Below are 23249 nucleotides of genomic sequence, written 5' to 3' on the forward strand. Positions count from 1 at the left end.
GATGCAGCCCGCCGGTCCTCCCCCGGCGGGCTCATTCGGAACCCAAGAGTTTCCAGGTTTGCCGAAGCCCACCTCCTCCCGGGCCGAGGCGAAAGAGGTCTGCCAACCTCCTCCCGAATAGGCAGACCATCCGATGCAGCCCGCCGGTCCTCCCCCGGCGGGCTCATTCGGAACCCAAGAGTTTCCAGGTTTGCCGAAGCCCACCTCCTCCCGGGCCGAGGCGAAAGAGGTCTGCCAACCTCCTCCCGAATAGGCAGACCGTCCGATGCAGCCCGCCGGTCCTCCCCCGGCGGGCTCATTCGGAACCCAAGAGTTTCAAGGTTTGCCAAAGCCCACCTCCTCCCGGGCCGAGGCGAAAACGGTCTGCCAACCTCCTCCCGAATAGGCAGACCATCCGATGCAGCCCGCCGGTCCTCCCCCGGCGGGCTCATTCGGAACCCGAGAGTTTGAAGGTTTCGCGATGGCCCACCTCCTCCCGGGCCGGAGCGGATACGGCCTGCAGATCCTCCTCCCAAATGCAGGTCAGAAAAGCGAAGCCCGTCGGTCCTCCCCCGACGGGCTTTGTCGTTCCTGGTGTTAAAAAAGGCCGCGCCCCGCCGCATTCGGTGGCACGGCGCGGTTTCGCTTCGCCGGCGCATCGCTTAAATACCGGACATGAGCAATCAACCCATTCACGTCGTCGGCGGCGGTCTCGCCGGCTCCGAGGCCGCCTGGCAGATCGCCGAGGCCAGCATTCCCGTCATCCTGCACGAGATGCGGCCGGTGCGCGGCACCGAGGCGCACAAGACCGACGGGCTCGCCGAGCTCGTCTGCTCGAACTCGTTCCGGTCGGACGACGCGACGGCGAACGCCGTCGGCGTCATCCATGCCGAGATGCGGCTCGCCGGCTCGCTGATCATGGCGACGGCCGACAGGCATCAGGTTCCGGCGGGCGGTGCGCTCGCCGTCGACCGCGAGGGCTTTTCCGCGGCCGTGACTCGGGCGCTCGCCGAGCATCCCCTGGTGACGATCGAGCGCGGCGAGGTCGACGGGCTGCCACCCGAAGACTGGGGCACGACCATCGTCGCCACCGGACCGCTCACAGCCCCCTCGCTCGCCGAATCGATCCGCCAAGCCACGGGAGAGGACGCCCTCGCCTTCTTCGACGCCATCGCGCCGATCGTCCATTTCGACTCGATCGACCTCGACAAGGCCTGGTTCCAGTCGCGCTACGACAAGGTCGGCCCGGGCGGCACGGGCAAGGACTACATCAACTGCCCGCTCGACAAAGACATCTACGAGCGCTTCGTCGCCGCCCTCGTCGAGGGCGATCGCGCCGAGTTCAAGTCCTGGGAAGGGACGCCCTATTTCGACGGCTGCCTGCCGATCGAAGTGATGGCCGAGCGCGGACCCGAGACGCTCCGGCACGGCCCGATGAAGCCGATGGGCCTCACCAACGCCCACGATCCCGAGGTGAAGCCCTATGCCGTCGTCCAGCTTCGTCAGGACAATGCGCTCGGCACCCTCTACAACATGGTCGGGTTCCAGACGAAGCTGAAATACGGCGCGCAGGCCGAGATCTTCCGGATGATCCCGGGACTCGAGAACGCCGAGTTCGCCCGTCTCGGCGGCCTCCACCGCAACACCTATCTGAACTCGCCGGTGCTGCTCGATGCGTCGCTCAGGCTGAAGGCGCGCCCGCATGTCCGCTTCGCCGGGCAGATCACCGGCTGCGAGGGGTATGTCGAATCGGCCGCCGTCGGGCTGATGGCGGGGCGCTTCACCGCCGCCGAGCGGCGCGGCGAGACGCTCCTTTCGCCGCCGCAGACGACCGCCATGGGTGCTCTGCTCGCCCACATCACCGGCGGCCATCTCGCCCACGAGGAAGAGGGTGGCAAGCGCTCCTTCCAGCCCATGAACGTCAATTTCGGCCTGTTCGCGCCGCTGGAGCCCGGCGCCATCCAGAAGCCGGAAGGGCAGAAGCGCTTCCGTGGCAAGGAAAAGGCCGTCGCCAAGAAGAACGCCTTATCCCGCCGGGCGCTCGCCGACTTCGCGGCCTGGCTCGCAGGCGCCGAGACGCGGCAGGCGGCCGAGTAGGCCTTCGTCGGGTCGGTCACGCCACCTTCATGCCGTCCATGAGCGACGGCGGCCGCTCCGCTCACCGCCATTCGGAAAGGCGATAGCACGCGTCGAATTCCAGGAAGCTGACGGCACCGTCGTCGTCCTGGGCAAGACGCCGGATGGCGAGGCGAAGGCTGCGCCCGTCCTTGCTGCTGAGATCGACCACCGGTGGCGCGGTTTCCCGCGCGTCGGCGGTGAAGAGCCCCGGCGGCAGGGCGGCGATCACGGCGGCAAGCGGAAACCGGTCTCGCGCATCGGCACGCGCGGCGACGAGATCGTCCCCCTCCAGCGTGAAGATCATCCCTTCGACCCGTGTCCGCGAGGATGCATCCTCGGATGGCGGATCGGCCGTCGCGATCCGGGCGATGGCCACGCGGTCGTAGCCGCCGGCGTCGATCTCGCCCGGCTTCAGCGCCGCGAAGCCACGCGGGCGCGCCTGCGCCCAGGCCGAGACGTCCGCCCCGAGCCCCTCGTTGACGAGGGCGATCGCCTGCCCGGGCTCGCTGCGCAGTGCCGTCTGGAGGCGCTCGGCAAGCTCGGGTTCGAGATACGGCGTCAGATCGCCGAGACGGCCCGCCGCATCGAGGGCGAACAGCCGCGAACGAAGCCGGATCTGCGCTTCCGGACCGCGGCCGCCGGCCCGGACGGCGATGGAATCCGTGCCGGGAACACGCTGTCCGAATTCGGCGACGATCCGCCCGGCCTGGCTGCGGCCGACGAGGCTCGACGCCCCCCAGGGCCCGAAGGCGGAAAGCGCCAGGAGGACGACCGGGATCGCCGCCATCACGCGGATGTCCCGGCCGATCCGGGGAACCGGTTGGACGAGGAGGACGAGAGCGGCGGCGAAAACGGCGAGCGCGACGTAATAGCGCTCCAGCGTCACCCCCTCGGCACCGATTCGGATCCCGATACCGAGAGCCCCCAAAGCCAGGGGCACGACCAGGCTGACGTGCCAGAGCCGCGCGAACAGCCGCGTCGGCAGGGCCCCGCCTGCCAGAAACGGCTCGGCGGCAATCCTCAGGGCCAGCACGAGGAGGGCGTAGAAGGTGACGATCCAGCCGATCTCGTTCTTCGGCAAGGTCCCCGTCACCGCGATCTTCGCGGCGTAGAGGTGCAGGATGACGGCCGTCGCAAGCGCCAGAGGGGCAGCCACCCAGTCGACCAGGAGGCGCACCCCGCCGACGAGGCGATCCTCGGCGAGTTCCGCATGTTCCTGAAAGTCGCGCGGCAGTCGCCCGAGAGCAAAGAGCGGCCCGACGAGGGTGAAGGCCGTGGTGTAGATGTGCTCGTAGTCGCTCGAACTGAGCCCCAGTTCGAACAGGAAGCGGATCATCTCGAAGATCGCCGACAGGCCTAGGACGAAGAGCAGGACGGACAGGAAGGCGAGCCCCACCCCGACCGCCGCCCACAGGGCGAAGGTCCAGAAGCGGCCGGGCCCACCTCGACCGACATACGGCGCGAGCGGGATGGCAAGGGTCAGCGCCGAAGTGAGCGCCGGTAGATGGCTGTCGGCCCTACCACCCCAGTAAAGGGCGGCACCCGCGGCGAGCGCCACCACCAGCGCCAAGGCCTGCGAAACCGGGCGCCGCCAGCCGCGGGCTTCCGCCGCCAGCGTAATCGCCACGGCCGCCGCGGCCGCGCCGAAGAGCGCGGCGAGCAGCCAGACGAGCCGCCGCGGATCGGGAAACTCGACGCCCGCGACCGCCATGTTGCTGAAGAGCGCGAACAGGCACACGCAGACGCACGCCACCGGAAAGCGCAGCAGCGCCGTCTCCGTGCCATGGGCGAGCGAGCCGGCAAACCGACCGGCCCAGCCCCGCCAGTGCGGCGAACGGTCAGGTTCGGAGTCGGTGTTCATATCGCCGTCCATTCGCCCATCCGTACGAGAAAAGGATTCTATGGCAGACGCAGCAGCGCGTTGCGCCGTCCCGGACCTGTCTCCACGAAGGTTTCACCCGCGCATCGACCGCCAATAGAGAAAGGCCTTGCGGGGTGCCGAGACGTCCGGCGGGTGTCGCAGCACTTCCGCTCCTGAGCGTTCGATGCGGTCCAAATATGGCGTGGCGAGAAGCGCCGGCAGAAAGGCCGCGCGCACCGGCTTTGGCACACCGGCGAAATGCCCGCGCGCCTTCTCCGCATGATCCCGGCCGAAAGCGACCATCGCCGCCACCGCCCGCGTCGACGCCTCCCCCTCGCCCGTGATCAGATCCTCGGACGAACAGCCGGCCGCGGCGAGAATGTCGGCAGGAAGAAAGACCTTGCGCCGCGCCCTGTGGATCGGCAACAGGCGCAGAACGCCCGCCGTGGTCTGGGCGACGCCGGCATGGCCGGCGGCGTCGGCGATGGTATCGGCATCGCGCGGCGAGAGGATGGTGGCGGCGAGCATGATCAGCGTCGAGGCCGTCTCGCCGGCATAGGCTTCGAAGTGCTGCCGCGACGGCATCGGATCGTCGTAAAGGTCGAAGATCCTTGCCTCCAGCATCCGATCGAAGGCCGCGACGGGCAGCCGATGCCGCGCGATGACGTCGACCAGCCGGCTCGCGACGGGATGCCCGGCCTCGCCGCCACCCGGCATCTCGTCCCTGGCGCCGGCCTGTGCGATCACGTCCCGCCACCATTGCAGCCGGATCTCGCCCGGCAGCGGCTGGCTGATCTGGTCGCGCACCCGCGCCACCTCGACGTTGAAGGCGTAGAGCGCCGCCAGATCGGCCCGTCGATCCTGTGCGGCAAAGGCCAGAGAGAGCCCACGGTCGCGGTCGGCCTCTTCGACGAGATCACGGCAGGGATCGCTCTCGATACGGGCCATTGAAGCTCCTCGCGGACGCATTGATCTTGCCTGGCGACGAAGACGGCGACGTCCGCGGGCCGACGCCGATTTCGCCGGCCACCTTCGAGCGGGAACGGAGCGCTCTCCGGCCGCGCGGCCCCTCAGTCGACGGCGACGAGCGCCGCACCGACCGGGCGGCCTTCGGACAGCATGATGTTGAAGGTCCGCACCGCTGCCCCGGTGGACATCGGATCGCAGGAAATGCCCGCCCGCTTCAGCCGCTCGGCAAGCCCCGGCGGCAGACGCCGGATGTCCTTGCCGGTTCCGAACAGGAGGAACTTGATATCCTCCTTGAAGACGAGGTCGAGCCTGTCGCCGACGAAAGGCGTCTCGATCGTCGCAGGCCAGCCGTAGATGCCCGAGGGCAGGCAGAGAATCGAGCCGCGATGCGACATCGAGGCGAAGCGAAAGCCGCCATTGCCATAGGCCTCGATCGGCGCCCGGCCCGGAAAATGAGCCTCGCGGATCTCGATCCCTTTCGGCATCGATCAGGCTCGGCCCGGATTGGTGGTGCCACGCTCGGTCGGGTCCTCGGCCTCCGCCTTCTCCCTGTCCTCGGCGGCCTGCGCCGCCTCGGCGGCATCGGTCGGCCGCAGCTTGAAGAAGATCAGAACCGGCGCGGCGACGAAGATCGACGAGAAGGTGCCGATGGCGACGCCGAACAGCATCGAGGCGACGAACGAGCGAATCACCTCTCCGCCGAAGACGAACAGCGCGGCGAGGGCGAGGAGTGTCGTCGCCGAGGTCATCGTCGTTCGCGACAGCATCTCGTTGTCCGACAGATCGAGCAGCTGGCCGAGCGGCATCTTCTTGTAGCGCCGGAGATTTTCGCGCACGCGGTCGTAGATGACCACGGTATCGTTCAGCGAGTAGCCGACGATGGTCAGGATCGCCGCGACGGTGGACAGGCTGACGTCGAGCTGCGTCACGGTGATGAAGCCCAGCGTGAGGATGACGTCGTTGATCGTCGCGATGATTGCGCCCACGGCGAACTGCCATTCGAAGCGCAGCCAGACATAGAACATGATGGCTACCAACGAGGCCAGAACGCCGAGGATCGCAGCCCATGCAAGCTCGCCCGAGACGGTCGGGCCGACGACCTCAGTCCGGCGGATGTCGTAGTCCGCGGCGATCGCCTGGCTGGCGTTGTCGACCAGCGACTGCTGCGAGGCGTCCGAGACCTCGCCGGCCGAGCCGATGCGGATCAGCGCCTCACGGTCGGTGCCGAATTCCTGCACCTGCGGATCGGCGATCCCGGCCTGTGCCAGACGCTCGCGGATGTTGCCGATGTCGGCTTCGCCCTGCTTGGCCTGAACCTCGATCAGCGTACCGCCGGTGAAATCGATGCCGAAATTCGGCCCTATGGCGAACAGCGAGACGATCGAGGCGACGCACAACGCCATCGACAGGCCGAAGATCTTCAACCGCACCTTCATGAACGGGATGCTGGTGACGTCCGGGACGAGACGGAGCCAGCCCCTCGGCAGTTCGCGCGGACGGCGGCTGCGGACCCAGGCCGCGACCAGCCAGCGAGTCAGCGTGAAGGCGGTGAAGATGGTCGTGATGATACCGACTGCGAGCGTCACGGCGAAGCCGCGAACGGGACCGGAGCCGAGGAAGAACAGGACGACGGCGGCGATCAGCGTGGTGATGTTGGCGTCGAGGATCGTCGCCAGCGCCTTCTGAAACCCGATGTCGATCGCCTGGACCACAGAGCGGCCCTGTCGTCGTTCATCGCGGATGCGTTCGTAGATCAGGACGTTCGAATCGACCGCCATGCCGACGGTCAGGACGATGCCGGCGATGCCGGGCAGCGTCAGCGTCGCGCCGATCACCGTGAGGATCGCGAACAGAAGAATGACGTTGGCGGCGAGAGCGATGTTGGCGACGATGCCGAGGAAGCCGTAGGCCGCCAGCATGAAGAAGACGACCGCGATCGCGCCGATGATGCCGGCGATCTCGCCGGCGGCGATCGAGTCGGCGCCGAGGCCCGGACCGACGGTGCGCTCCTCGATGATGTCGAGGGTCGCCGGCAGGGCGCCGGCCCTCAGCAGGACCGCAAGGTCGTTGGCGCTCTGGACGGTGAAGGAGCCGGAAATCTGTGCCTGTCCGCCCAGGATGGCAGTGCGGATCACCGGAGCGGACAGCACCTTGTCGTCGAGGACGATGGCAAACGGCTTGCCGACATTGGCCTGCGTCACGCGGCCGAAGCGCTGCGCCCCTTGCGAATCGAAGCGAATGTTGACGACCGGCTCGTTGGTCTGCGGATCGAAGCCGGCCTGCGCATCGGTCAGGTTCTCGCCCGAAACCATGACCTGGTTGCGTACGAGGATCGGCTGCGCCGGGGTATCGGTCGTATAGAGAAGCCGAGAGCCCGGCGGCACACGCCCGCCCCGCGCGACCTGCTCGGCATTCTCGCTCTGGTCGACGAGCTGGAAGGTCAGCTTGGCCGTCTGGTTCAACAGCTCCTTGAGTCGCTGCGGATCGCCGAGGCCGGGAACCTGCACCATGATCCGGTCGTCGCCCTGGCGCTGGATGACCGGCTCGGTGGTGCCGAGTTCGTCGACGCGCCGCCTGACCACCTCGATCGACTGAGTGACCGCGGTCGACACCCGGTACTGGACGCCCTCGTCGGTCAGCGACGCGGTCAAAACCCCGGGCTGGGGCTCATCCAACGCGACTTCCGCCACCGAACCGCCCGCCATCAGACCGCTCGAGATCGACTGGGTCAGCGGACGGAGCGCCTCGCGCGCGGCATCCGCCTGGGACGGATCGCGCAGCCGTATCGTCACGACCCGCTCGTTCGCAGAAATCGCCGAATAGCCGATCCGCTCGTTGCGCAGGAGCTGGCGAACCTCGTCCTGCACGGCCTGCTGCCGCTCCTGGATGAGCGATTCGCGATCGATCTGCAGGAGGATGTAGGATCCGCCCTGGAGGTCGAGACCGAGCGTCACCGAATCCTTCGGCCAGAAGCCGGGCATGGCGTCGGTGACGTTGCGCGGAAGCACGTTCGGCGCGGCGTAGACGATCCCGATGAGAACCGTCAGCCAGATGAGAATCGTCTTCCAGCGCGAAAAATACAGCATGGCGGTCTCGGAAGTGGCGGACCTCGCGCCGTGCCCGAGTCCGATTTCAGCGTGTTTGCCGAGTGCCGCAAAGACAGCGGAACCCGGCGAGATTACGTCACGAGGTGACGTTCATTCAAGCAATTGACTATTTGTTGTTCGCAGCCGTCGGCTCGCCCTTGACGCGGACGTCGCTCACCGTGCCCTGCACCACCCGAATGCGAACCTGCTCGGAGATCTGAACCTCGAGTTCGCCATTGTCGAGGACCTTCGTCACCTTCCCGACGATGCCGCCGCCGGTGACGACGGTATCGCCGCGCCGGATGTTCTGCAGCATCTCCGCGCGTTTCTTCATCTGCGTCCGCTGCGGGCGGATGATGAGGAAATACATGATCGCGAAAACCGCGATGAACGGAAGAATGCTGATCAACAATTCGCTTCCGCCGCCGGCAATACCACCGGGGGTCTGGGCGAAAGCCTCGGAGACGAACATCATCAACCTCGCTAGAAAGAGTTCTTCGGCAAAGGGCGCAACGGCTCTGAAAGGCCATCGGAAGGCGCCCGATGGCCTTTCGAAAGACCCGCCGGACGTGGCCGCAATATACGAACGCCCCCCCTCATTGCAACAAGCGCCGGCATTTGCGGCTGGGCGGGCGAGCGCCTATTCAGTGTCGCCGCATCGTCCCGTCGCCGCGTGCCGGCCAAAAGGCGACGCGACTGCCACTTATCGTGAATTCCAGACACACGGAACTTGTGATGACCAACGAGAGCGAACTCGCCCGGATCGCCGCGGGCCTCGAGGCCGTCGCCGAAGCGCTCGGCCGACTCGGCCCCCGTCGGATGACCGAGCCGGACTTTGCCGCGGCCGATTGCTTCGTCTTCGAACCGCAGACGGGGCTCAAACCGGTGCCGCGCGTCAACCGGGTGCCGATCGTGCTTCTCAAGGGGATCGACCGGTCGCGCGACACGCTCTTCGACAACACGTCGCGCTTCGCCAAGGGCCTGCCTGCCAACAACGCGCTTCTTTGGGGCGCGCGCGGGATGGGGAAGTCGTCGCTGGTGAAGGCCGTCCACGCGGCTGTGAACGCCGAGTTGGCGGGCACCGGGCGGCCGCCGCTGAAGCTCGTCGAGATCCCGCGCGAGGACATCGCTCACCTGCCGGATCTGATGCATCTCCTGGTGCGGGCGCCCTACCCGATCCTCCTGTTCTGCGACGATCTGTCCTTCGATCACGACGACACCGCCTACAAGTCGCTGAAGGCCGCGCTCGAAGGGGGCGTCGAGGGACGCCCCGAGAACGTCCTGTTCTACGCGACGTCGAACCGACGCCACCTCTTGCCGCGGGACATGATCGAGAACGAGCGCTCGACGGCGATCAATCCCAGCGAGGCCGTGGAGGAAAAGGTTTCCCTGTCCGACCGCTTCGGGCTGTGGCTCGGCTTTCACAATTGCAGCCAGGATCAATATCTCGCGATGATCGAGGGCTATGTCGATGCCTATGGGCTGACGAGCCTGGTTGCGGAAGACGAACTTCGCCAGGAAGCGCTCGAATGGGCGACCACGCGCGGCAGCCGCTCGGGCCGGGTTGCCCATCAGTTCATCATGGATCTCGCCGGTCGGCTCGGCCGGCCGCTCCGAATCGCGGACGACAACGGCGGCTGACGATCCTCAGCTCGGCTGATGGAGCGAGAGGCCGGCTCCGCATCCGCGATACACGAGCGAACCGCCGCCGTTGCTCTTCCATCACCGGAACGGTGCCGACGGGCAGGCGCATTTGCGGTACGAAGGGCGCCTCTCGGTGCTGACGCCTGGAAGGGCGTCGGAGAAGGAGCAGGTCCTTAGAAAACGCCGTCCGGCCCACGTCCTTCGAGGCCAGCTTCGGGCCGCGTCTCCGAAGGCATGGCCGGCAGGCGCCCCACCTGCCGGCGCACACCCTTCGGCACGCCGGGTATCCGAGGAGCCGGCGGGACGATGACGATGGGCCTTACTGGCCGCTGACCCACCGCCGGATAGAGAAGCGCGGCTCCGGCCGATCCGCCGGGTGAGCGAGCTCGAACGGAAAGCGCCGAACCAATCGCCGCGTCCGAGTCCGAGGTCAGGCGTCCTGCCTGACAATTCCGATCATCCCACCGTTGCACGGCAACCGCCGAATATTCCGTGAAGAGGGCTCGGCAATGCAAAGCGGAACGACAGCCCTGCAACTCTCTTAACGTAAGGACAGCATAGTTCCACGCTTGAGTCGAGCGCCGAGTCGGCCGCGCCGGATGATTTGTGATTGCATCGGCGGGATCTCACGAAGCGTTGTTTCGCAGGAACTGCCCGACTGCTTCGAGCACGGCCTCAGTCTGGCGAAAGCCGATGGCAACGGCGACGTAGTCGGCGCGATTTTCGGCGGCAGGTCCGGCCACCAAGGTGGGAAATCCGGTGACGCCGGAGGCCTGGCTGACGGCGAAATCCGCCAGGGTCTCTTCGCGCGTGGCATCGTCGTTCAAGACCGCCGCGAAGGCCTCGGCCTCCAGGCCCTCTTCGGCGGCGAGCGAGATCAGGACGTTCGGGTCGGTGACGTCGCGATTTTCGGCATAGAAGGCATGGGCGATGCGTCGGTTCAGCGGAAAGGCGTGGCCGGCATCCAATCGCCGCGCGGCGACGACGGCGCGCGCCGCCGGCTCGGTGTCGTAGACGAAGCTCTCGCGGTCGAAGAAGCCGTAGTCGAAGGGCTGACCGCTCGCCGCCTCGACATGCTGCCAATGCTGGCGCGTCTTCGCCTTCGCCTGCTCGTCCATCGGTGTTTCGGTGAAGGGGCGCAGGCCGCCGAGAACGAGGCGGATCGGCAGATCGGGATGGCTCCTGGCGATGGCGTCGATCGCCGGCGAAAAGCCCCAGCACCACGAGCACATCGGATCGGCGAAATAGACGAGATGCGGGATCATCGACGACCTCCACGCTTGTGCCGACCAGATGGAACCCGCCTCGCTTCGATGCCGCGGGCAGAGGGCGCATGGATCGGACGATTAAAAAATCTACCGTTGGTTGCATAGGCCAGTCAGATCGGCCATGATGGACCGGCAAGTCCATTTCAGTCAAAAATCGAGAGGCATCGGCCCCCCGAGACGACGACCGGAGCGCTGCGGAAACCGACCGGGGACCTCCGCATCGCCAGCGCCACGGCCGCACAGCCTGCTTCGAGCAACCGGGAGGCAATCACCATGGCATTCACCCCGAAGCGCATGTTGTCGAGGCTCTCGCTGACAGTGCTTGCAACCGCCGTCGCGCTCATCGTCGCCCCCGCGACGCTTCCGGTTGGAACGCCTGTTGTCGGCTCGACCATGGCCGAAGCGGGACACTGGCGTTACCACCGTCATCATCACGGGATCGATGCCGGAGCGGCGGCGGTCATCGGCGGCATCATCGGGCTCGGTCTGTCCGTCGCCGAACCGCCATACTACTACGACCCGTACTACGATTATGGGCCGCGCCCGCTCTACCGGATCCACCCCCAGCGGGTCCGCTACGGCCCCAGGCCCTACACGCGGGCATGGTACCGCTATTGCAATGCGCGGTACCGCTCCTTCGATGCCCGCTCGGGGACCTTCCAGCCCTATCACGGCCCCCGGCGCCTCTGTCGCTGAAGACCCTGAAGGTTCGCCCCCCGCATGCGGCGGGCGCAGCTCAGACCGGCCGGGTCGCCGCCTCCAGCCAGACCGCGTCCTCGGCCGGCAGATCGGCGGACAGGGCTTCGCGCACCATAGCGTGATAGGCGTTCAGCCAGTCGCGCTCGTCTTCGCTCAAGAGTGTCCTGTCGATCAACCGGCGATCGACCGGCGCCAGCGTCAACGTCTCGAAGCCGTGCATCGGCGCATCGCCACCCTCGATCGCTTCGGCCTTCGTGACGACGAGGAGGTTCTCGATGCGGATGCCGAAGGCGCCCTCCTTGTAGTAGCCCGGCTCGTTAGAGACGATCATGCCCGGCTGCAGCACCGCCATGCCGCGCCGAGAGATCGATTGCGGCCCCTCGTGAACGGCGAGAAACGCGCCGACGCCGTGGCCGGTGCCGTGGGCATAGTCGCAGCCGGCCTTCCACAGGGCGATGCGGGCGAGGACGTCGATGTCGACGCCGCGCGTCCCCTTCGGAAACCGCGCCAGCGAGATTGCGATCATGCCCTTGAGGACCTGGGTGAAACGGGTCCGCATCAGCGGCCCGGGTTCGCCGACTGGAACGGTGCGGGTGATGTCCGTCGTCCCGTCGAGATATTGCGCCCCCGAATCGATCAGGAAGAGTTCGCCGGCGCCGAGCGTCCGGTTGGTCTGCCGGTTGACCCGGTAGTGGACGATCGCGCCATTCGGCCCCGCGCCGGCAATGGTGTCGAAGGAAATGTCCATCAGCGCCATGCCGGCCGCCTTGCCGGCCTCGGCCCGGAAGGCTTCGAGACGCTCGGCAGCCGTTATCTCGTCCGTCGATCCCGGCGCCTGGCGATCGAGCCAAGAGAGGAAGCGAACCATCGCGATGCCGTCCCGGCGGTGGGCCGCCCGGCTGCCGGCGAGTTCGCCCTCGTTCTTGATCGCGCGCGGCAGCCGGGCGGGATCGGCGAGTTGCACCACCGCGCCGCCGGCCGCCTCGACGATCTCGGCGAGCCGGGCCGCGGCGAGACCGGGATCGAGAGCCGCGGCGCGATCTCTTGCCATAGTGCCCAGATCGCTCTCGAATTCATCCGGCCCATGGATGTCGGCAAGGGTCGAAAGGTGGCCCGCGACGCCCTCGTCCAGCTTGTCCGGATCGACGTAGAGCCGTGGCTTGCCCTCGGTGGGCACGATGGCGAAAGCAAGCATGAGCGGCGTGTGGTCGACGTCGGCACCGCGGATGTTGAAGGTCCACGCGATCGAGGACGGATCGGTGAGAACGGCGAGGTCGGCCTTCGCCTTGCCGATTGCCGCACGGATCTCGTCGAGCTTTTCGCGCGACGCCCGGCCGGCGAGGTTGTCGCCATGCAGGAAGGCGCGGCCTTTCGGCGGCGCCGGACGATCGGGCCAGACCACGTCGATGGGGTTGTGGTCGAGGGCGACGAGTTCGCCGCCCGTCGCCGCCATGACGTCGCGCAGCCGCTCGACCTCGGCGATGGTGTGAAGCCACGGATCGTAGCCTATCCGCAGGCCGGCGGCCTCTCGCTCGAGATAGGTCGATAGCGGCGTCTCGATCGACGAGAGCGGTTCGAAGACGGCAACGTCGACCTGATCGCGCACCTGCAGCGTATAGCGTCCATCGACCAGGATGGCTGCCCGGTCCTGAAGCACGACGGCAGCGCCGGCCGAGCCGGAAAAGCCGGTCAGCCATTCGAGCCGCGCGGCGGAGGGGGGAATGTATTCGCCCTGGTGCTCGTCGGCGCGCGGCACGACGAAGCCGTCGACGCCCGCCTCTTTCAGGCGCGATCGCAACGCCTCGACCCGTTCGGCGCTTTTCGAGAAATCGCTGGAACTATCGAAATTCTGGAACATGCCCGCCTCTTTCCGCGGCCTCGCCGCGCCCCTTTCCGCCTGTGTCCGGTATTTTCCCGGACATCGCAAGACCGCGACGTGGTCTGCCGCCAAGCGGCGGCGAGGCGAGCCTTATCATTCAGTGAACAAGCGGGTGATGCTGCATTGCAATATGCGGAAGGGACCTATGCGGCCGCGGGACTACCGACCTGCGGGCAACGCCGTCATATTGCATTGCAAGGGGAGGCCGGAACCAGCTTTCTGAAGGAGATAGCAAATGGCCAACAACGAGACGAACACCACCCGCCCGCGCCAGCAGAGCGTCGGCATCATGCGCAGCGTCCTCAACCGGATGATGGAAGCCCGGGAGCGCGAGGCGCGCCGCTACATCGCCACCCATTACGGCAAGCGCTTCGGGACGGAACTCTTCGACGGCGAAATGCCCTCGCAGTTCGAGAGCCGCGCGCCGCAGCGCGGCTGAGCCGGTGGCGCGCTCCAGCAGCGCGCGCTGCATGGAATGGCCCGCCGAGCGCGGCGAAGACGAGTTTCAAATCGATGGCCCGGCGGCTCCCTGCGAGTGCCGGGCCATTTCTTTGCCGGTTGCACTTCAGGCCGAGGCGCGGCGAAGATGCAGCGTCACCCAGGCGCCGAGGGTCAACGTATCCACGTGGACGAAGCCCTGGGCGCGGAATGCCGCGCGGACCGCTGCGGCCTGGCCGGTCAGGATTCCGGACAGAATGACGTCTGCCCGACTTGTGGCATGCCGGCGAAAGCCCGGTGCAAGGGCGATCAACGGCCCGGCGAGAATGTTGGCGACGATCAGGTCGTAAGGCGCGCGACGCCGGATGGCGACCGCGGCGAACCCGTCGGCGCGTGCCGTCTCGACCAGAGCGGAGACGCCATTGGCGCCGACATTCGCCTCTGCCACCGCGACGGCGACCGGATCGACGTCGGTGGCGACGACGCCGACACGCGCCAGCTTGGCGAGCGCGATGGCGAGCACCGCGCTGCCGGTTCCCAGATCCAGCGCCGAGCGCGGCCTTCGCAGCCGGACGACCCGATCCAGCATCGTCAGGCATCCGGCTGTCGTGCCGTGATGGCCGGTGCCGAAGGCCAGCCCCGCCTCGATCTCGATGGAAAGCTCGTGCGCGCCGATCTTGTCGCGGTCATGGGCCCCGTGGACGACGAAGCGGCCGGCCCGCACGGGCTTCAGCTCGGCCAGCACGGCCGCCATCCAATCCTGGTCCGGCAGCGCCTCGCGGCCGATCTCGGCGTCGGGCCCAAGCCCGGCAATATTGCGGAACTCCTCGGTCCGGTCGGTGTCCGCTTCGGCCTCATCACCCGCATCGAGATAGGCCGCGACCTCCCACCGGTCCGCCGCCTCGTCAATCTCGGTGATAGCGACCGGCGCGCCTTCGTCCTCGAAGGCGACACCGAGCCTGGAATATGCGATTTCGGCTTCGCTGCGCGAGACCGTCACGAAGTATCGAACCTGCACGGTCAGCTCGTCCCTTCGGCCTGTTTGGTGGAAACCTCTTCGCCCGTCTTGCGGGCTCTTTCGCGCCTCGCCTCCCGTTCGGTCAACGTGCCGCGGACGATCTTCTCCTGGTCGCGCTCGGCGCGCGGCGGTCCGAAGGACACGATCGTGTCTCCCGGTCCCGGCTCGCCGGCCCCTTCCGCGGCAGCGAAGATGATCTCCTGCGACGGGCGGATCCAGAGGATGGGCAGCGTCTCGTCGGGGCGCGTATCGTGGAATTCCTTGATGCCGAACTCCTCCGACAGCCGCGTCGCCTGGAAGGCCCAGCCGTCGATGACGTGGTCGCGCACCTGGTTGTAGCTGCGCGGAGGCTTGAACAGGGGTATCCCGCCAAGGGCGAAATGCATGGTGTGGCGGGCGCCGCTGGTCTGCGGGCGGCCGGTGGCCGAGCTGATCTGGAAGACCTCGGAGCGGCCGATCTCGGCGCCGAAATCGGTGCAGACGAGGGCGTTGTAGGCGTCGTTATCGGTGGCAGCGATCATGTGGTCGAAGCGCGACAGATCCAAAGAGTGATGCGCCTCCTCCGACAGGATTTCGCCGAACCAGACCTCCACCTCGGCGAGTCTGGCCTCGGAAATATGCGACCAGTTGGAGTCGGCGATCAGCACCGGCACGTTCTGCGCCTTCAGACGCTGCGCCAGCGCGATGGAAAATCGCGAGGCGCCGACGATGAGGATGCCGGGCCGATTGGTGACGCGCAGATCGAGGATGCGGGCGAGCGGCTGCAGCGTGAAACCGTGCAGGATGATCGTCGCGGCGACGACGGCGAAGGTGTAGGCGACCATGCGGTCGGCATCGGGAAGGCCGTAGCGCGATAGCGTCGCGCCGAAGAGGCCTGCCACCGCCACCGCCACGATGCCGCGCGGCGCGATCCACGAGACCAGCAGCCGCTCCTTGAATTCGAGCCCCGCCCCGATCGTCGAGACGAAGATCGCGATCGGACGAATGACCACAAGAACCATGACGAGGAACGCCACCACCCGCCATTCGAGGCTGAGGATGACCGAGCGCTGCAGCGACGCCGTCAGGATGATGAAGAGGCCCGAGACGAGCAGGACGGTGATCGTCTCCTTGAAGCGCCTGAGCTCATTGAGGCTGGCGAGCCGGGCGTTCGCCATGGTGACGCCCATCACCGTCACGGTCAGAAGACCTGCTTCTTCGAGGAGGAGGTTGGTGACGGCGTTCATCGCCACGACGACGGCGAGAAGGATCGGCGCCTTGAGATATTCCGGCGCATGGCCGTGGGTGAAGAAGCGCGCAAGCGTCCGCCCGGCGATGATGCCGCCTGCGACCGCGACGACCAAAGCGAGGATAGTCGTGAAGAAGAGGTTTTCGGCGTCGTGGGCGCCGCGCAGGACCAGATAGACCTCGAAGGACACGACGGCGAAGAGCGCACCGACGGGATCGTTGAGGATCGCCTCCCATCTCAGCATCGAGGCCGGCCGGGGGCGCAGCCGCGCGTGGCGCAGAAGCGGCATGATGACGGTCGGGCCGGTGACGACGAGAAGCGCGCCGAGAATGATCGAGACGGGCCACGACATCGCGCCGACGTAATGGGCGGTGATCGCCGTCATGATCCAGACCATCGGCCCGGAAACCAGGACGACGCGGCGCACGGCCGTCGAGGTCTCGCGGATCTCCCGGAAGTTCAGCGTCAGTCCGCCCTCGAACAGGATGATCGCCACTGCCGTCGAAACCAGCGGAGTATAGAGTTCACCGAAATCCGCCCGCGGGTTCATCAAGCCAGTGACCGGACCGAAGAGAAGGCCGACGCCGAGCAGCATGACGATGGCGGGGATCTGGAAGCGCCATGCCAGCCATTGCGAAGCGATGCCGGCCACGCCGATGACGGCGAGTTGCATGGCGAGATCGTGCATGGATGTCTGATCCTGTCGGTTACGCGCGGAAGTTTCGTCCCGGCAGAGTCATTCGGCAAGGTGGAAGATATGGCGCGCGTCGAGGCGGCCCATGGTCTGCCTCAATCGGATTGGCGGAATTGGGTTCCGCCGGTTGCCGCTCGATATGGCGCGCGAAGCTGCGGGAGGATCGGCAGGATCAGACGCCGGCCAGCCGTTCAAGCTTGGCCGTCACGGTCTTGGGATCCTCGCCATAGGCGATGGTGCCGGCGAGCCGGCCGTCCCCGTCGATCAGGAATGTCGTCGCCGTGTGGTCCATCAGGTAGTCCTCGCCCTCGCCCGACTTGCGATAGAACGCGCCCCAGCCCTTCGCCGTCTCGGCGATCTCGGACTGATCGCCGGTGAGAGCGACGATCTGCGGCGACACCGCCTCGACGTATTCCTTCAGGATCCCGGGTGTGTCCCGGGCGGGATCGACGGTCACGAAGACGATCCTGAAATCGCCGCCCTCCTTCTCGATCTCCTGTTGATGCGAGGCGAGCTCGTAGAGCGTGGTCGGGCAGACGTCGGGGCAATGCGTGTAGCCGAAGAACAGGGCGTATGGCTCGCCCGAAAGTTCCGACGAAGCGAAGGGCTTGCCGTTCTGGTCGACGAGGGTGAAGGGCGTCCCGTACGGAGCGTCGGCAGCCCCGCCCTGCTGCGAAATCTGCAGATAGGTGAAGATCAGGGCGCCCGCCACCAGCGCCACCACGGCCCACAGGCCCGCCTGGATGATCGTGCCAGTCTTCATCGTCACCACTCCGCATATCGTTCGCAAGATCTGGCCGCCGCGGCCTCTTGCGGGACGTCGACGCCATCGGGCGGCATCATCAAAAGCAGCTCGCCCACGCGTCCGCCGCCAGCCTTACGAAAAGTGCCTCGCCCTGATCAAGCCACAGCGTGAAGCCGAGGACCGCCAGCGCAAGCAGCGCGGCGACGCCGGAAGCGGCCATCCGGCGTGAAGAGGCAGGCTTGGTCATAACTGCCCCCGAGCCGGCTTCGATGGCGACATCTTGACGAAAATTCCCTTAAAATCCCGCGCTGGGCATAAGCGATGCGTTAACGGCGCCGGCAATTTTCGCCTCCCCTGCAACCTGACGGGCCTGTCTCCGGCCACGGTGGCAGCGTAGTCGGAACAAGACTTCACGTCATCGTTTGAGCCGGACAACAGCCCGATGTCGCCCCTGCGCGAAAACCGCATCGATCTCGTTCGCGGCATTTCGCTGCTGCTGATCTTCGTCGACCATGCCAGCGTCTCCTTCTCCGAAATGCTGCAGCAAAGCCGCGGTTTTTCCGACGCGGCCGAGCTCTTCGTGATGATGGCCGGGATGTCGGCGGTTCTCGCCTATCATCCCGCCGCCGGCCGCGCCGACTTCGCCACGGTCGCAGCCCGCACGCTGGCGCGAAGCTTCAAGCTCTACCGGGTCCATCTTACGCTGCTGCTGGCGCTGACGACAGCCGTTTTCCTCGTGCCGCTCCCCAACCACGAAACGCTCCTGTCGAACTGGTCGCTGCAGCCGTTGGCCGAGGATCCCGCGCGCTTTGCCATGGAGGCGCTGTTTCTGCGCTACCTGCCGGCGGAACTCGACATCCTGCCGCTTTACATCGTTCTCATCCCCACCGTGCCGCTCTGGTTCGCGCTGATCGGGCGATCGCCGCGCCTCGCCGTCGCCGCCTCGATCCTCCTGTGGCTCTCGGCGGGGCTCTTCCATGTCGGTCTGATCGATCTCTCCCAGCCGAAGGGCGTCTGGTATTTCAACCCGTTCTCCTGGCAGATCGTCTTTCTGATCGGCATTCTCGCCGGCCTTAGGGTCCGGCAGGGCTTGGTGGCGTTTCCCTACAGGCGATGGCTGTTCCTTGCCGCCCTCGCCTTCTGCGTGGGCGCCGTCCCGGCCAATCTCCTCGCCCATTTCGGCGGCTATGCCACCGACGGGCCGTTACGCTTTCTCGTCTCGAAGACGAGCGAGGGCCCCTTGCGGCTGATCAACGCGCTTGCCATCGTCTACGTCGTCTTCAACCTCGAGGTCCTGAGGCGGACCAGCCCCACCGGCTGGCTGCGGCCGATCTTTGCAGCCGGCCGAAACAGTCTGCCGGTCTTCGTCACCGGCACCATCCTGTCCGACATCGTCACGGCGTTCGTCATCGGCTCGAACGGCCTCCCTCTACCGCTGGAAGTCGGGCTCGTCGTCCTCGGCGTCGCCATCCAGCTGTTGCTGGCGGTTCACCTCGACCGCCGCAAGCGCAGGCCGTCGGCATCCCCGAAGCGCTCGATGCTGGTGGCATCCACCGACGATCGGGACTACGGTTGGCAGCCGCCGAAAGTTCTACCCCCGATGAGCAATGCCGCAAGAGATCCCGCGACCTGAGAATTTCGAAGAGCTGCGCTTTCGGCCGTCCGAACCGAGGATCGCGACGACGGCGGAGCTGAAGAAGACCAGGCTCGGGCGCTATGCCGAGATCGGGCCCCGCGTCGTTCTGCGCGAGGTGGAGGTCGGCGACTTTTCCTATTTCGAGCGCGGCGGCGAAGCGGTCTACACCCGGATCGGCAAGTTCTGCTCGATCGCGGCGAATGTCCGGATCAACGCCCTCGCCCATCCGCTGGAGCGGCTGACCACCCACAAGATCAGCTACCGGCCGAACGAATATTTCCGCTGGCTTGCCGTCGACCAGAGCGTCGTGGAAACCCGCAAGGCACATGCCGTGACGATCGGCAACGACGTCTGGATCGGCCACGGAGCGATCGTCATGCCGGGCGTTTCGGTCGGCGACGGGGCGGTGATCGGCGGCGGTTCCGTCGTCACCCGGGACGTCGCGCCCTACATGATCGTCGCCGGCGTTCCGGCCGGGCCGATTCGCGACCGGTTTCCCGCCCCGATCGCCGCGCGTATCGCGGCCCTCTCGTGGTGGGACTGGCCGCTGGAGACGCTGTTCGACGCCGTTCCGGACATGCAGACGCTGGCGATCGAGGCCTTTCTCGACAAATGGGAGAATCAGTCTCCCGTGCCTTCCGCCAGCGCGAAATAGACCAGCGCCGCGCCCGGCATCGCCATGCCGATCACGCAGACGCCGAGCCAGCCGAAGTGTTGAAGGACCGGGCTCGCCATCGCCGAGCCGGCCGCCCCGCCGAGAAAGAACGTCGTCATGTAGACGGCGTTGAGGCGGTTGCGGATGTTCGGCGCCAGGCGGTAGATCTCGCGCTGGCCGAAGACCAGATTGGCCTGAACGCCGAGATCGACGGCGACGGCGGCAATGACCAGGGCGGCGAGCGACGAGCCGTAGGTCGCGACGAGAAAGGCGGCGATCACCATCGACAGCGCCGCGACCGTGCCGATGCGCGAATGGCCGCGATCGGCGAGCCGCCCCGAGACGGGCGCGGCGAAGACGCCGAGGACGCCCGCCAGCGCGAACAGGGCGACGCCGCTCGGCGTGAAGTCGAACGGATCCTGCAGGAGAACGATCGGCGCCGCCGTCCAGAACAGCGAGAAGGCGGCGAACATCGCGGCGTGATAGAGCCCGCGCCGGCGCAGCACCGGCTCTTCGACGAACAGCTTGCCGAGGGAGCGGATCAGGCTCCAGTAGCCGCGCTCGCCGCCGGGAACACGCCGCGGCAGCAATGCGAGCGAGACGAGCGCCAGGATGGCGATCAATCCGGCGGACAGCCCGAAGACGCCCCGCCAGCCGACGTAGTCGGCGAGAAAACTCGAGATCGGGCGGGCCAGGAGAATGCCGCCGAGAAGGCCGCTCATGACGTTGCCGACGACCGCGCCGCGCTGTTCCTCCGGCGCCAGGTTGGCGGCGAGCGGAACCAGCATCTGGGCCGCGCAGGAGGTCGCGCCGACGACCAGCATCCCGGCGAACAGCGCGGCAAGCCCCGGCGCGAAGGCAAGACCGGCCAGGCTGACGACGTTTGCCGCCATAGTCGCGAGGATGAGCGTCCGATTTTCCAGAAGATCGCCGAGGGGGACGAGGAAGACCAGGCCGATGGCGTAGCCGATCTGGGCGAGCGTGACGATCGAACTCTCCGCCGCCACCGGCAGGCCGATGTCCGATCCCATCAGCGAGACCAGCGGCTGGGCGTAATAGAGGTTCGCCGCCAGCGCCCCGCAGGACAGGGCGAAGAGAAACGTCAGCGTCGGCCCAAGGCCGGCATTGTCGCGTCCCGACGCAGCTTTGGTCGCGGGTTGGCTCATCGATGCTCGTTTCCGTCTGAGGAGCGGCCGTTCGAAGCAACGGGCCGCAAGAGCCTGCCTGTCGCATTCCGATGAACCGTCGAGGATAACCGTTTGGAACCGCGCGCCGAGCGGGGCGAACCCGCTGGCGGCACCAGCGCCTACCTATTCGCAACTACGAAAGAATCCAGGGACCGAAAGCCGCGAAAGCGGCGACGCACAGTCAAATGCCCCCGCCCTTCGGGCTTGCAAGCCCGCCGCCGAAGCCTATCGTTGGCGGCCGACGACGGGCGCCGTGCCGCCGGAACAGGCTGACGCGATTTCCCCGTCGAGACACCGATCTTCAGGATACCCGATGCGCTTCACCGGAACCAAGTCTTATGTCGCCGGCAAGGACCTGATGGTCGCCGTTAATGCCGCGATCACGCTTCAAAGGCCCCTGCTGGTCAAGGGCGAGCCCGGCACCGGCAAGACCGAACTCGCCTTTCAGATCGCCGAGGCGCTCGGCCTGCGGCTCCTGCAATGGACGGTGAAGTCGACCACCCGGGCGGCACAGGGCCTCTACGAATACGACGCCGTCTCGCGGCTGCGCGACAGCCAGCTCGGCGACGAGCGGGTGCATGACATCCGCAACTACATCAGGCCCGGCAAGCTGTGGGATGCCTTCGCCTCGGAGGAACGGGTCGTTCTCCTGATCGACGAGATTGACAAAGCCGACATCGAGTTTCCGAACGATCTTCTCCAGGAGCTCGACAAGATGAGCTTCGACGTGGTTGAGACCGGGGAGACGATTGCGGCGCGGCACCGGCCGATCGTCGTCATCACCTCCAACAACGAGAAGGAGCTGCCGGACGCGTTCCTGCGCCGCTGCTTCTTCCACTACATCCAGTTCCCCGATTCCGAGACGCTGCAAAGGATCGTCGACGTCCACTATCCCGGCATCAAGCAGGATCTGGTTCGCGCCGCCCTCACCCAGTTCTACGAGATCCGCGAGCAGCCCGGCCTGAAGAAGAAGCCGTCGACCTCGGAGGCGCTCGACTGGATCCGGCTTCTCGTCGCCGAGGACGTCGAGGCCAAGGACTTGCGCGAAAGTGCGACCAGCGTCCTGCCGAAGCTGCACGGCGCGCTCCTGAAGAACGAACAGGACGTGCATCTGTTCGAGCGGCTGGCGTTTCTGGCACGGCGGGGCTGAAGACGATGATGCACCTGCATTTCGACGAGACGAAAGTCCTCGTCTATGCCCGTCGCGGCGGGACGCTTCTCGTCTTCGAGGAGCCGGATTGCCCCGAAGTGCTGACCCAGGTTCCGGGCGGGACGGTCGAGCCGGGCGAGAGCCCGCGCGAGGCGGCGTTTCGCGAGTTTGCCGAGGAGACGGGCTTCGAGATCACGGCACCGCTCGAAGAACTCGGCATCCAGGAGCACCGCTACCAGCCACACGATCGCCCCGTCCGCCACGAGCGCCACTGCTTCGCCTTCGAGGCGCCGGCCGATCTGCCGGGCGAATGGACCCATGTGGAAGGCCAGCCGAGCCAGGGCGATCCCGTCCTCTTCCGGCTGTTCTGGATTCCGATCGAAGAGGCCAGGACGCGCCTCGGCTACGGCATGGCCGAGATGCTCTCGGCTCCATTCTTTTCGCCGCGACCGTCGCGGCAGCAACCATGAAGGCTCCCATGTCCCGGACCGACCTGCTCATCCGCCCGATCGCCCCCGAAGACGAGCCGGAATGGCGCCGGCTGTGGACCGGCTACTTGGAGTTCTACGGAACGCAGGTGCCGGAGCCCGTCTACGCCTCGACCTTCGCGCGGCTGATGGGGAACGAGCCCTATGATCCGATCGGCCTCTTCGCAGTCCACGACGGCCGGCCCGTCGGCCTGGTGCATTATCTCTTCCACCGCCACTGCTGGCGCATCGAGAACGTCTGCTACCTGCAGGATCTGTTCGCCGATCCCGCCGTGCGCGGCCAAGGCGTCGGCCGCGCCCTGATCGAGGCGGTCTATGAGGCCGCGGAGGAAGCGGGCTGCCCGACGGTCTACTGGATGACCCAGGAATTCAACTATGCCGGCCGCATGCTCTACGACCGCATCGGCGAAAAGACGCCCTTCATCAAGTACCAGCGGCCGGCCGGATGAAAGCCGTCCTATTCGGCAGGGCGTCCATCGAGAAGCGCGGACGCGGTAGAGCGAAAGC

At 66.7% G+C, this 23249-nt stretch carries 21 protein-coding genes; 9 read left to right on the plus strand and 12 right to left on the minus strand.

What is annotated here, in order from left to right:
• The first annotated feature begins 654 nt into the window (after positions 1-654).
• Positions 655-2076, plus strand: coding sequence for a methylenetetrahydrofolate--tRNA-(uracil(54)-C(5))-methyltransferase (FADH(2)-oxidizing) TrmFO (gene trmFO / locus GTK09_RS03370; RefSeq protein ID WP_163461091.1), 1422 nt, complete (start codon positions 655-657; stop codon positions 2074-2076).
• Between the two features lie 61 nt (positions 2077-2137).
• Here the strand turns inward: trmFO and GTK09_RS03375 are convergent, their stop codons facing one another.
• The 5 genes from GTK09_RS03375 to yajC all read right to left on the minus strand — a co-directional run bounded on the left by GTK09_RS03375 (position 2138) and on the right by yajC (position 8485).
• Positions 2138-3958: a DUF4153 domain-containing protein gene (locus tag GTK09_RS03375; RefSeq protein WP_163461092.1), complete on the minus strand. Its 1821-nt coding sequence runs from the start codon at positions 3956-3958 to the stop codon at positions 2138-2140.
• Between the two features lie 93 nt (positions 3959-4051).
• Positions 4052-4906: a phytoene/squalene synthase family protein gene (locus tag GTK09_RS03380; RefSeq protein ID WP_163461093.1), complete on the minus strand. Its 855-nt coding sequence runs from the start codon at positions 4904-4906 to the stop codon at positions 4052-4054.
• Positions 4907-5028: 122 nt separating this feature from the next.
• Positions 5029-5412 carry an Mth938-like domain-containing protein gene (locus tag GTK09_RS03385; RefSeq protein WP_163461094.1) on the minus strand — a complete coding sequence of 128 codons (384 nt, stop codon included), beginning with the start codon at positions 5410-5412 and terminating at the stop codon, positions 5029-5031.
• A 3-nt stretch (positions 5413-5415) separates the two neighbouring features.
• A complete protein-coding gene (gene secDF / locus GTK09_RS03390) occupies positions 5416-8013 on the minus strand; it encodes a protein translocase subunit SecDF (RefSeq protein ID WP_163461095.1) in 2598 nt (865 codons plus the stop codon).
• Positions 8014-8140: 127 nt separating this feature from the next.
• Entirely contained in the window at positions 8141-8485 is a 345-nt protein-coding gene (yajC, locus tag GTK09_RS03395; protein WP_163461397.1) for a preprotein translocase subunit YajC, read from the minus strand.
• 263 nt (positions 8486-8748) lie between these two features.
• Here yajC and GTK09_RS03400 point away from each other — a divergent pair, with 263 nt between their 5' ends.
• Entirely contained in the window at positions 8749-9654 is a 906-nt protein-coding gene (locus GTK09_RS03400; RefSeq protein ID WP_163461096.1) for an ATP-binding protein, read from the plus strand.
• A 629-nt stretch (positions 9655-10283) separates the two neighbouring features.
• Here the strand turns inward: GTK09_RS03400 and GTK09_RS03405 are convergent.
• Positions 10284-10922, minus strand: a complete 639-nt coding sequence (locus GTK09_RS03405; protein WP_163461097.1) for a DsbA family protein — start codon at positions 10920-10922, stop codon at positions 10284-10286.
• A 276-nt stretch (positions 10923-11198) separates the two neighbouring features.
• Between GTK09_RS03405 and GTK09_RS03410 the strand changes: the two genes are divergently transcribed.
• The gene (locus GTK09_RS03410; protein WP_246217680.1) at positions 11199-11621 is read left to right on the plus strand and encodes a BA14K family protein; all 423 of its coding nucleotides are present in this window, start codon (positions 11199-11201) and stop codon (positions 11619-11621) included.
• Positions 11622-11661: 40 nt separating this feature from the next.
• Here GTK09_RS03410 and GTK09_RS03415 read toward each other — a convergent pair whose 3' ends face one another.
• Positions 11662-13482 carry an aminopeptidase P family protein gene (locus GTK09_RS03415; protein WP_163461098.1) on the minus strand — a complete coding sequence of 607 codons (1821 nt, stop codon included), beginning with the start codon at positions 13480-13482 and terminating at the stop codon, positions 11662-11664.
• Positions 13483-13738: 256 nt separating this feature from the next.
• Between GTK09_RS03415 and GTK09_RS03420 the strand changes: the two genes are divergently transcribed.
• Complete coding sequence (locus GTK09_RS03420; protein WP_163461099.1) at positions 13739-13942, plus strand: hypothetical protein; 204 nt, start codon at positions 13739-13741, stop codon at positions 13940-13942.
• A 126-nt stretch (positions 13943-14068) separates the two neighbouring features.
• On the opposite strand, the gene GTK09_RS03425 is transcribed toward GTK09_RS03420, so the two are convergent.
• The 4 genes from GTK09_RS03425 to GTK09_RS03440 form a co-directional block, all read right to left on the minus strand.
• Positions 14069-14959, minus strand: coding sequence for a 50S ribosomal protein L11 methyltransferase (locus GTK09_RS03425; RefSeq protein ID WP_163461100.1), 891 nt, complete (start codon positions 14957-14959; stop codon positions 14069-14071).
• Between the two features lie 2 nt (positions 14960-14961).
• Positions 14962-16875: a cation:proton antiporter gene (locus GTK09_RS03430; RefSeq protein WP_163461101.1), complete on the minus strand. Its 1914-nt coding sequence runs from the start codon at positions 16873-16875 to the stop codon at positions 14962-14964.
• A gap of 178 nt (positions 16876-17053) precedes the next feature.
• Positions 17054-17644 (minus strand): SCO family protein, encoded by a 591-nt coding sequence (locus tag GTK09_RS03435; protein ID WP_163461102.1) that lies wholly within the window; start codon positions 17642-17644, stop codon positions 17054-17056.
• A gap of 79 nt (positions 17645-17723) precedes the next feature.
• On the minus strand, positions 17724-17873 hold the full coding sequence (locus GTK09_RS03440; protein ID WP_163461103.1) for a hypothetical protein: 150 nt from the start codon (positions 17871-17873) through the stop codon (positions 17724-17726).
• Positions 17874-18068: 195 nt separating this feature from the next.
• Between GTK09_RS03440 and GTK09_RS03445 the strand changes: the two genes are divergently transcribed.
• Together GTK09_RS03445 and GTK09_RS03450 are read left to right on the plus strand one after the other, a co-directional pair.
• Complete coding sequence (locus GTK09_RS03445; RefSeq protein ID WP_163461104.1) at positions 18069-19259, plus strand: OpgC family protein; 1191 nt, start codon at positions 18069-18071, stop codon at positions 19257-19259.
• Positions 19234-19917: a DapH/DapD/GlmU-related protein gene (locus GTK09_RS03450; protein WP_163461105.1), complete on the plus strand. Its 684-nt coding sequence runs from the start codon at positions 19234-19236 to the stop codon at positions 19915-19917. The genes GTK09_RS03445 and GTK09_RS03450 overlap by 26 nt, the downstream gene beginning before the upstream one ends.
• Here GTK09_RS03450 and GTK09_RS03455 read toward each other — a convergent pair.
• Positions 19884-21083: an MFS transporter gene (locus GTK09_RS03455; RefSeq protein ID WP_163461106.1), complete on the minus strand. Its 1200-nt coding sequence runs from the start codon at positions 21081-21083 to the stop codon at positions 19884-19886. The two genes, GTK09_RS03450 and GTK09_RS03455, sit on opposite strands and share 34 nt — an antisense overlap.
• Positions 21084-21417: 334 nt before the next feature.
• On the opposite strand from GTK09_RS03455, the gene GTK09_RS03460 reads away from it, so the two are divergent.
• From GTK09_RS03460 to GTK09_RS03470, 3 genes are read left to right on the plus strand one after another with little or no spacing between them, the layout of a single operon-like run.
• Positions 21418-22254, plus strand: a complete 837-nt coding sequence (locus GTK09_RS03460) for an AAA family ATPase (RefSeq protein WP_163461107.1) — start codon at positions 21418-21420, stop codon at positions 22252-22254.
• A 5-nt stretch (positions 22255-22259) separates the two neighbouring features.
• The gene (locus GTK09_RS03465) at positions 22260-22724 is read left to right on the plus strand and encodes an NUDIX hydrolase (RefSeq protein WP_246217681.1); all 465 of its coding nucleotides are present in this window, start codon (positions 22260-22262) and stop codon (positions 22722-22724) included.
• A gap of 8 nt (positions 22725-22732) precedes the next feature.
• A complete protein-coding gene (locus GTK09_RS03470; protein WP_163461108.1) occupies positions 22733-23191 on the plus strand; it encodes a GNAT family N-acetyltransferase in 459 nt (152 codons plus the stop codon).
• The last annotated feature ends 58 nt before the right edge of the window (positions 23192-23249 follow it).

This window comes from Jiella pacifica (genome assembly GCF_010500815.1).
Lineage (GTDB): Bacteria > Pseudomonadota > Alphaproteobacteria > Rhizobiales > Rhizobiaceae > Jiella > Jiella pacifica.

Coding starts and splice junctions, on each gene's coding strand:
- trmFO (WP_163461091.1), top strand. CDS start 655: ATGAGCAATCAACCCATTCACGTCGTCGGCGGCGGTCTCGCCGGCTCC.
- GTK09_RS03375 (WP_163461092.1), bottom strand. CDS start 3,958: ATGAACACCGACTCCGAACCTGACCGTTCGCCGCACTGGCGGGGCTGG.
- GTK09_RS03380 (WP_163461093.1), bottom strand. CDS start 4,906: ATGGCCCGTATCGAGAGCGATCCCTGCCGTGATCTCGTCGAAGAGGCC.
- GTK09_RS03385 (WP_163461094.1), bottom strand. CDS start 5,412: ATGCCGAAAGGGATCGAGATCCGCGAGGCTCATTTTCCGGGCCGGGCG.
- secDF (WP_163461095.1), bottom strand. CDS start 8,013: ATGCTGTATTTTTCGCGCTGGAAGACGATTCTCATCTGGCTGACGGTT.
- yajC (WP_163461397.1), bottom strand. CDS start 8,485: ATGTTCGTCTCCGAGGCTTTCGCCCAGACCCCCGGTGGTATTGCCGGC.
- GTK09_RS03400 (WP_163461096.1), top strand. CDS start 8,749: ATGACCAACGAGAGCGAACTCGCCCGGATCGCCGCGGGCCTCGAGGCC.
- GTK09_RS03405 (WP_163461097.1), bottom strand. CDS start 10,922: ATGATCCCGCATCTCGTCTATTTCGCCGATCCGATGTGCTCGTGGTGC.
- GTK09_RS03410 (WP_246217680.1), top strand. CDS start 11,199: ATGGCATTCACCCCGAAGCGCATGTTGTCGAGGCTCTCGCTGACAGTG.
- GTK09_RS03415 (WP_163461098.1), bottom strand. CDS start 13,482: ATGTTCCAGAATTTCGATAGTTCCAGCGATTTCTCGAAAAGCGCCGAA.
- GTK09_RS03420 (WP_163461099.1), top strand. CDS start 13,739: ATGGCCAACAACGAGACGAACACCACCCGCCCGCGCCAGCAGAGCGTC.
- GTK09_RS03430 (WP_163461101.1), bottom strand. CDS start 16,875: ATGCACGATCTCGCCATGCAACTCGCCGTCATCGGCGTGGCCGGCATC.
- GTK09_RS03435 (WP_163461102.1), bottom strand. CDS start 17,644: ATGAAGACTGGCACGATCATCCAGGCGGGCCTGTGGGCCGTGGTGGCG.
- GTK09_RS03440 (WP_163461103.1), bottom strand. CDS start 17,873: ATGACCAAGCCTGCCTCTTCACGCCGGATGGCCGCTTCCGGCGTCGCC.
- GTK09_RS03445 (WP_163461104.1), top strand. CDS start 18,069: ATGTCGCCCCTGCGCGAAAACCGCATCGATCTCGTTCGCGGCATTTCG.
- GTK09_RS03450 (WP_163461105.1), top strand. CDS start 19,234: ATGCCGCAAGAGATCCCGCGACCTGAGAATTTCGAAGAGCTGCGCTTT.
- GTK09_RS03455 (WP_163461106.1), bottom strand. CDS start 21,083: ATGAGCCAACCCGCGACCAAAGCTGCGTCGGGACGCGACAATGCCGGC.
- GTK09_RS03460 (WP_163461107.1), top strand. CDS start 21,418: ATGCGCTTCACCGGAACCAAGTCTTATGTCGCCGGCAAGGACCTGATG.
- GTK09_RS03465 (WP_246217681.1), top strand. CDS start 22,260: ATGATGCACCTGCATTTCGACGAGACGAAAGTCCTCGTCTATGCCCGT.
- GTK09_RS03470 (WP_163461108.1), top strand. CDS start 22,733: ATGTCCCGGACCGACCTGCTCATCCGCCCGATCGCCCCCGAAGACGAG.